Here is an 8,981-nt window from a genome sequence, read left to right as displayed (position 1 = left end):
GGGCCCGGGCCCCCGGGGCCCCCGGGGGGCCCCGCGGCTCCGTACCACCCCGCGGGCGCCGCCCGGTACCCCGCGGTCGGTGCCGCCCCATCCCTGGCCACGGCGCGCGCGCCGGGCGCACTTGGCGACGCCGCACCGTTCGCCGGTGGTTCCGCCGACCCGTACGCTCCGGAGCGCATCGGCGGGACCGGTGCGCCGGCCGACGAGGTGCTCACCGCCCCCTTCGGCGACCTGGCTGGCGCCCCGTCCGGCGACTCGCACGGCGGCCACCACGGCGCCTCTTACAGCCCGTCGGGCGCCCGCCCGGCCGCGAGCCCCGCGCCCTCGCCGGAGGAGCGCATCGCGCGCTTCCGCAGCACGTTCTCGCCCGAGGCGTACCGGCTGGCGGTGCGGCTCTCCGCGATCCGTCCGCTCACCACCCCGGTGATGCACCTGGTCCGCTCGGCGGCGCTGCCCGAGGCGACGGCGGCCCAGGTGGCGGAGGTCCAACTCGGCGGGTTGCTCACGCAGCTCAGCCCGGCGACGACCGCCGCCGACCGGATGCCCGAGATCCACGCGCTCAGCCGCCGACTGGCCCCCGCCGACCCGGCCCAGCCCATCTACGACTTCGCCCCGGGCGTGCGCGAACTCCTCTTCAGCGGCCTCGGCGTGGAGCGGTCCATCGAGGTCGTCGAGGCGGTCGGCCGCGCCCTCGCGCCCTACCTGGGCCGGCTGCCCGACTTCCCGGCCCTGGTGGCCGACCCGGACGGGCCGCTGCGACTCAAGGACAGCGCCCGGGCGTTCGCCATGCTCGCCGCCCCGGTGTGCGAACGCCTCGGCTACCCGATCGTGGCCCTGCCCGCCCCGGCGCCGTCGCCGACCGTTCGGGAAGCGCCTGCGCCGCCGCCGGACGGCCTGGGTACGGAGCCGCGAGGGGCCAGTACGGACCGACCCGGGCAGGCTGCGGGCCCCGCGGCCACGGACGCCACCGCCCGGCCAGACGTCCCCGTTCGCCCCCGCGCGGGGCGCCCCGTCCCGCCCTGGCCCCCGACCGCGCCGGAGTCCGCCGTCCCGCGCCCGGAGCAGTCCGAGGGCTCGACGCCACCGGAACCGGCCGCCCCGCCCTCGAGTCCGCCGGCGACGGAGCAGACCCCGGACCCGCACGCCCCCGCCACCGCCCCGGAGCGCTTCGACGGCGCGCGCGAGACCGAACCCGACGACGTACGCGGGGCAACGGCCACATCGCCATCCCCGCCCGAGCCCTTCACCACGCAGCCGGTCCGGGCCGGCGAACTCCGCTGCGAACTGCTCGGCCCCGTACGCGCCTACCGCGGAGCGACGGGCCTGCCCACCGGTTCGCCGCAACAGCGCGCGGTGCTCTGCTTCCTGCTCCTCCACCAAGGACAGCCGGTCACCGCCGACACACTCGTCGAAGCCGTCTGGGGCAGCAGCCCCGCAGACCGCCCGCCGGCGGCCCAGACGGCCCTGCGCACCTACCTGCGCAGACTGCGCGCCGTCCTGGGCACCGAGGCGCTGCGCAGCACCGACACCGGCAGCTACGTCCTGGACGGGGCCCGTACCGACCTCGAAGAGTGCCGGTGGCTGGAGCAGGCGGCGGACGGGGAACTGCGCCGCGGGGACCGGCGCCGGGCGCACACCCTGTTGGGCGAGGCGCTGAGCCTGTGGGACACCACGCCGCTGTACGGCGTGCCCGGCCCGTTCGCCGAGCGCCAGCGCCAGCACCTCACCGACTGGCGGCTGCGGCTCCTGGAACGCAGGCTCGGCCTGGAACTCGACCTGGGCAACGACACCGACGTCGTGCCCGAGCTGACCCGGCTGGTCGCCCAACACCCCTTCCGGGAATCGCTGCACCTGCTGCTGATGACGGTGCTGTACCGCACCGGCCGCACCGCCGAAGCCCTCGCCGTCTACCGCAACTGCCGACGGCTGCTCACCGAAGAACTGGGCGTCGAACCGAACGCCCCGCTGCGGGACCTGTACGAGCGCATCGTGCGCGATGAGGGGTCGCGACCGCAGGCGACCGAGTGGCCCGACCCGGGGGACGGGGCCGGGGCGCGGCGGCTCTCGGCCCACCTCCCGGTGCCGCTCGCGTACTTCGTCGGCCGGGCCGAGGAACTGCTCGACCTGCGGCGGGCACTGACCGCGCCACAACCCCGTACCGCGCCGGTCGCGGTGATCAGCGGACTGAGCGGGATGGGCAAGACGGCGCTGGCCCGCGAGGTCGCGCACGGCCTCACCGCCGCCTTCCCCGACGGGCAACTCTTCGTCGACCTCCGCGGAAACGAGCCCGAACGGCGCTCCACCAGCCACGTGCTGGAGGCGTTCCTGCGCGCCCTGGGCTGTCCCACGTCCGAACTGCCGGTCGGCGCCGAGGCCCGTCGGCTGCGCTACCACGCGATGCTGGCGCGGCGGCGGGTGCTCGTGGTCATCGACGGGGCGCACGAGTGGGCGCAGGTGACCCCGTTGCTGCCGACCGCCCCGGGCTGCGCGGCCCTGGTCACCGGCCGTCGCCGGCTGACCGGCGACGAGGTGGTGCACCGGGTCGAACTGCGCGAGCTCACCGAGCCCGAGGGGCTCGAACTGCTCCGCATCCGAGTGGGCGCCGCCCGGCTCGACCAGGACGCCAACGGGGCGCACCGGGTGTTCCAGTACTGCGGCGGACTGCCCCTGGCCCTGCACATCGCCGGTGAACTGGTGCGCCGCCAACTCCAGCGCTACCCGTGGCCGCTGACCCGGCTGGCGGACCGGCTGGCCGCCCCAGAGCGCCGGCTGGCCGGCCTGAGCGTCGGCGGCCTCGCCGTCGCCGCCGGCATCGAGCACACCTACCGGCGGCTACGGAGCGACGAACAGCGGGCCCTGGCCCTGCTGTCGGCCCTCGGCCACGCAGACGTCAGCACGTTCGCGGCGAGCGCCCTGGTGGGCCTGCCACCGGCCGACACGGAGCCGCTGCTCGACGACCTGGCCACCGCCTCACTGCTGCACCGGGAGGGACGCGGCCGGTACCGCTTCAACGAACTGACGCTGCTCTTCGCCCAGCAGATGCTGGCGACCCAAACGTTCAGCATCGCGCGCGGGGGCCCGCAACGACCGGGCAACCTGGAACGCGAGTGGGCCCTGACCCGGCTCACCGACCTGTACTTGCTCGCGGGCGCCGACACGGTGCGCGCCACCGACCCGGGCGACACCACCTCCCGCCACCTCGCGGACCACGTCGAACCGGCGCCGTGGACCCCCACCGGGCGCACCGGCCCCGCCGCGGACTGGCTGCGCACGGAGGCGCCCCGACTGCTGTGCACCGTGCGCGCGGGGACCGCGCTCCCGCACCCGCCGGCCCCGCTCTACCGCCGGCTGGCCGATCTGCTGCTCGTCGCGCGGCCGTTGGCCGACGACGCCTCGTACGCCCGCCCCCTCATCGAGGCCGCGGCGGCCCTCGTACGGACGGCGGACGGGCCGCACGACGGCGTGGCGCACGGGCGGGCCAGGACCGCGCTCGCGTACGCGTACAACCGCGCGGACCGGTTCGCCGACGCGGAGCAGACGGCGGCCCTGGCCCTGCGGCCCGACGGCGACGGGGCCCCTCCCGACCCGCTGGTACGCGCGTACGCGGCACACGAGCAGGCCATCGCCGTCTACGGCGGCGGACGCGCCCGGGCGGCCCTCCCGCTGCTCCTGGCGGCCGAGACGGCGTACGAGGCGCAGGGCGACCTGTCCGGCCTCGCGCGGGTGTGCGCGGACCGGTCCCGGGTGTGGCTGGCGCTGGGGATGCCGACAGCGGCGTTACGGACGGCCCGGCGCGCCCTACGGGAGGCCGAACGGGGCGGGCGACAACGGGCCGTACGGACGGGGCCGCAGCCGCCGGGTCCTGGGCTCGCCGCCGCGCACGCCGGCTACGCCTTCGGCTGTGCGCTGATCGCGGCCGGCGGGGCGGCGGTGGCGCTGGATGCGTTGGGACAGGCCCGCGACCGGTTCGCGGGCGCCGGCCTGCACCTGGCCGCCGCGGCCAGCGGGGCCAGGCTGGCCGAGGCCCATCTCGCGGTCGGTGCGGTGGAGGACGCGCTCGCCTGCGCGGAGCGGGCCGTACGCGACGTCGAGCGGCACGGCGGCGACTGGCGGCGGGCGGACGCGCTGGTGGTACTCGGCCGAGTGCTCTTCCAGGCCGGGCAGCGCGCGCGGGCCGTCCAGTGCTGGTGGCAGGCGCGCGACGGCTACCGGGCGATCGGTTCCCCGCAGGTGCACGCGGTCACCGCACTGCTGGAACGGAGCGCGGCCGACGACGGCACGGCCGGCGAACAGGGCCAGGACCGGTGACCGCACCCCGGCCAGGTGTTTCACGACCAGCGCGCCCGCGCGCGCGTACCCGGCCTCCGTGTGCCCGCCCTGGCGCCGCCGACAGATTCGTCGGTGTTCCGCGCGCACACGCGTGCGTGGACCCGTACCGGGCGGCGGCGCGGTGCCCCGCACGCGACGCCCCGCGCGTACCCGCGCGCGGGACTGCTCGGGCCAGGTGCCGACCGCGCGGTGGTCGGTGCCACGTTCCGGCCGGGTGGCGCGGGAGTGCCCGGTTCGGGCCACACGGGGCGTGCTCGGGGGCGCCGCGGTGCACGCTGGAACGGCTCAACGGCAAGGACCGGTACGACCCGACCGCGAGGAGGAGCACACCATGGGAAAGCGATGTCGACGGAGCGGGCGCACGGCCGCTGCGGCCGTCTGGGCCGTCGGACTGGCCGCCGCGCTGACGGTGGGCGCGGCGGGCCCGACGAGCGCCGCCACCCCGGGCCTGGAGGCGCCGAGGGGCGTTCCCGCCGGGCTCGAAGGCCCGATCGTCACCCACCCGGCGTCCCAGCCGTTCGAGTACCGGGCCGGTGAGGTGTGCCCGTTCCGGGCGCGGGCCGAGTTCCCCGTGAGCGAGCTACGGCTGCGGACCTGGACGGACAAGGAGGGCCGGCCGGTCTTCGCGATCGAGGACGGGCCACTGGTGCTGCGCGCCATCAACCTCGACACCGGCAAGTCGGTGGAGCGCGAGGTGTCGGGCACCGCCACGATCACCTACCCCGAGTACCCCAGCTCCGACGTGTACGTGATGAGCGGCGACAACTGGGCGGCCGGCTTCCACCACCACGACCGGCCCGCGAGCAAGTGGCTGGTGAGCCGCGGCTACATGTCGGTCAGGCTCGACCCGGCCGCCGAGGCCACCGGCGGCATCTCGAAGCAACTGCTGGCGCTGTACGGCCCGTACGAGGACCTGTGCACGACGCTGGCGGAGGACTGACCCCGCACGGCCGCACGGCGCCGTGAACGCGCGGGCGGGCCGCGCCGTGGCCCCCCCCCGACCCCCCCCCCCACCGCCCCCCCCCCCCCTCCCCGCCGCCCGCCGGGCTTGTGGCGGCCAGGCACGGCCGCCACACCCCCCCCCCCCCCCCCCCCCCCCCGGGGCGGGCCCCGGGGGGGGGGGCCCCCCCGGCCCCCCCCCCGCTACGCCCCGCCACTCGGAGGCCCGACGCCGCCCGCGACTCCGTCAGGTCTTGTCGCGTCCTGCCACGTCCTGCACCGCCCCGCGCGCTGCTGGGAAGGGTTCGGTACGCGCGCGCCCGCGAAACACGGCAGCACCCCGGGGCACGGGGCAGGCTGGTTCGCTCGTGGCACGGAGCACGGAGCACGGAGCACGGAGCACGGAGCGGGGGTGTGGTGTGGACGGACCACGGAGCCGCGCGCGCGGCGCGCGGGGTGCCCGGGCCGGCCGCGTCAGCCGGTGGTCCGGGCAGTGCCGTCGGTGCCGCCGGTGCCGTGAGTCACCTCGTACAGGAATTCGGTGAGGGTGCCGGTCAGTTCGGCGGGTGCGTCCTCCTGGACCAGGTGTCCGGCGCCTTCCACGAGCCGGAGGCGGGAGCCGGGGATGCGGGCGGCCAACTCGTGCCCCTTGGCCACCGGAATCCACGTGTCGTCGGTGCCCCAGCAGATCAGCGTCGGCAGCCGCAGTTCCCCGTACCGGTCCTGGATCTCGTCGGTGAAGCGCTGGTCGTTCTGGGCGATCTGCCGGTAGAAGGCGGGCTGCCCCGCCGTGCCGCACCACGGGGCGACCAACCGGTCGAGGACGGCCGGCCGTAGCCCGGGCGCGCTCGCCGAGCTGATGTACTCCCGCACCAGCGCACGGTGCAGGGCGGGCGGCAGTTGGTCGAAGACCGCGGAGTGCGCGCCGAGCAGCCGGTACGTGTCGGAGCCCCACGGGGCCAGCGCCACCGGGTCGACGAGCGCGAGCGCCCGGTAGGCCGCTCCGTGCAACAGGTGGGCGCGGAGTGCGACGCAGCCGCCGAAGTCGTGCGCGATCACGTACGGACCGGGCGCCGCACTCCCGTTGCGCACCTCCGGGGCGGCGCCGGCCCCTTCCGCCCGCAGCCCCCAGTGCGCCAGCAACTCCGTGAACACCACGGCCTGCGCGGCCAACGAGACGTCCTGCCCCGCGTACTGCTCCGACGCCCCGTAGCCCGGCATGTCCCAGACCAGCACGCGATGCCGGACGGCCAGCGCACGGGCCACCCCGCGCCAGACGTACGACGAGAACGGTGTGCCGTGCAGCAGGACGACGGGCGGCGCGTCCGGCGCGCCGAACTCAGCCCACCGCACGGTGCCGGACGAGGAGCGGAACGTTCGGACCAGGTCCCATGTCATGACCATAATGCTAGACACTCATGACATGGAGCGTCGAGGCGAATCGGTCAGCGGGGAGTCAGCGGCGAGTCGGAGGTGGTTCGGCAGCGGTTCGGTGATGCCGGTGGCGTGGCGTGGCGGGCGCTGGCGGGAAGGTGCTGGTGCGTGCCACGTATCGCACCCCGCTGCGGGTGCGCGACGGGGCACGGCTGGAACGCCCCGCGGCGGGGCCGGGGCACGGCGGCTCTGGCCGGGCGGTAACAGGCGCGGCAGGAGGCGCTGAGCCGGTCGCGCCGACGCGTGCGGCGAACCGGTTGCCGGCCCCGGTCGCCCGGCGGGCGGCATGGTGCCGCGCGGCGCGTAGGGCGGCGGGGGCGGAACGGGCGGGCGGTGCGGCCATCCGACGGTCCGCGGTCGCGAGTGCGCCCCGTGGCGCAACCGGCGCTCGCCCGGGGACCTCGCACCACCAGCCATGACACCCAGTGCCCGGGGCCGCCCCGGCGCATCCCGTGACCGTGCGCCCCCACGCGCCTCTCGTGCGCGTCGCCTCGGCTCGTAGAATCGACGGCATCATGGCCTACCTCGACCACGCCGCCACCACCCCGATGCTTCCGGAGGCGGTGCGGGCGATGACTGACCAGCTCGCCGTCACCGGCAACGCCTCCTCCCTGCACGCCGCGGGCCGCCGCGCCCGCCGCACCGTGGAGGAGTCCCGTGAATCGCTCGCCGCGGCACTGGGTGCCCGCCCCAGCGAGGTCGTCTTCACGGCGGGCGGGACCGAGTCCGACAACCTCGCCGTCAAGGGCCTGTACTGGGCCCGCCGCGACGCCGATCCGACCCGTACCCGGCTGCTCGCCAGCCCCGTCGAGCACCACGCCGTGCTCGACGCGGTGGACTGGCTCGCCACGCACGAGGGCGCGCGCGTGGAGTGGCTCCCCGTGGATACCTACGGCCGGGTGAGCCCGGAGGCACTGCGCGAGGCCATCGCCCGCGATCCGTCCGATGTGGCGCTGGCCACCGTGATGTGGGCCAACAACGAGATCGGCACGATCATGCCGGTCGCCGAACTAGCCGCGGTCGCGGCCGAGTTCGACGTACCGCTGCACGCCGACGCGGTGCAGGCGTTCGGCCAGGTCGAGCTGGACTTCGCGGCCGCAGGGCTGGCCGCGATGACGGTCACGGGGCACAAGATCGGCGGCCCGTACGGGATCGGCGCGCTGCTGCTCGGCCGCGCGTACGCGCCCGTGCCGCTGCTGCACGGCGGCGGCCAGGAGCGGCACGTGCGCTCGGGCACGCTGGACGTGCCGGCCATAGCGTCGTTCGCGGTCGCCAGCGAACTCGCCGCGGCCCGCCGCGAGGACTTCGCCCGCGAGGTCGGCGCGCTGCGGGACGCGCTCGTGGCGGCCGTCACCGAGGCCGTTCCGGACGCGGTGCTCGGCGGCGACCCCGACCCGGCGGGCCGGTTGCCCGCCAATGCGCACTTCTCGTTCCCCGGCTGCGAGGGCGACTCGCTGCTGCTGTTGCTCGACGCGCAGGGCATCGAGTGCTCCACGGGCTCCGCCTGCACGGCGGGTGTCGCCCAGCCCAGCCATGTGGTCCTCGCCACCGGCTCCTCCCCGGAACTCGCCCGTGGCACGCTCCGGTTCTCACTCGGCCACACCTCCACCAAGGCGGACGTGGAGGCGGTCGGCGCGGCCATCGGCCCCGCCGTCGCCCGGGCCCGCAGCGCCGGCCTGAGCTAACCACCGGCCCGGGCGGGCAGCGCCGGTCCTGGCGCCGCTCCGCCCCGCCGGCCCCGTCTGCCCGCCCCGTGCTGGTCCGGCCTGTCTGCTTCCGCCTGGCCTTCGGCGGCTACGGGCCAACACCGCGCCGCCCGGCCTCGCGCGCGGGGGCACGGGGCGACGGCCCTGTGGGGCGGGCCGTCAGGGCGCCGTTCTGGTGTGACACCGCGAGTACGCCGCCGACCGCCCCGTCCGCAGCGCCCGAGCCACCCACGACGCCCGTACGGAGCGTTGCCCGCACTGCCCCGCGCTCCGTGCCCCGTACGAGCGCTCCGCGCCCCGTGGCCCCGTCCCGCTGCCCGGCGCCCCGTGTCCCGGAGCGAGATCCCGTACCTGCGCCCCGTACGGAGCGTCGTCCCACTGCCCCGTCTCCCGCTCCCACGCGCGGGAGCGGTGCTCCGTGCGAGATGTCACGCGAGGCGTTGCGCACATCCCCCGCCCCCCCGCGCGGGGGGGGGGGGTGGGGGGGGGGGGGGGGGGGGGCGCGGGGCCCCCCCCCCCCCCCCAGCCCGGGGCGGGGGGCGGGGGCGCGCCCCGGGCGGGGCCCCACCAACC

Annotated in this window: 4 protein-coding genes; 3 read left to right on the top strand and 1 reads right to left on the bottom strand. The window is 76.9% G+C overall.

Annotated features, from left to right (window positions below):
• Positions 1–4,308: BTAD domain-containing putative transcriptional regulator (locus AAHZ94_RS22290; RefSeq protein ID WP_349994752.1), on the top strand; the 4,308-nt coding region annotated here is incomplete at its 5' end.
• 352 nt (positions 4,309–4,660) lie between these two features.
• The gene (locus AAHZ94_RS22285) at positions 4,661–5,269 is read left to right on the top strand and encodes a hypothetical protein (protein WP_349994751.1); all 609 of its coding nucleotides are present in this window, start codon (positions 4,661–4,663) and stop codon (positions 5,267–5,269) included.
• 473 nt (positions 5,270–5,742) lie between these two features.
• Here AAHZ94_RS22285 and AAHZ94_RS22280 read toward each other — a convergent pair whose 3' ends face one another.
• Complete coding sequence (locus AAHZ94_RS22280; protein ID WP_502964741.1) at positions 5,743–6,666, bottom strand: alpha/beta fold hydrolase; 924 nt, start codon at positions 6,664–6,666, stop codon at positions 5,743–5,745.
• A 551-nt stretch (positions 6,667–7,217) separates the two neighbouring features.
• Between AAHZ94_RS22280 and AAHZ94_RS22275 the strand changes: the two genes are divergently transcribed.
• Positions 7,218–8,387, top strand: coding sequence for a cysteine desulfurase family protein (locus AAHZ94_RS22275; protein ID WP_349994750.1), 1,170 nt, complete (start codon positions 7,218–7,220; stop codon positions 8,385–8,387).
• Positions 8,388–8,981 lie beyond the last annotated feature (594 nt).

The sequence above is a fragment of the Streptomyces sp. HSW2009 genome (assembly GCF_040240285.1).
In the GTDB taxonomy this organism is placed as follows: domain Bacteria; phylum Actinomycetota; class Actinomycetes; order Streptomycetales; family Streptomycetaceae; genus Streptomyces.
This window is presented reverse-complemented; position numbering and strand designations above follow the sequence as displayed.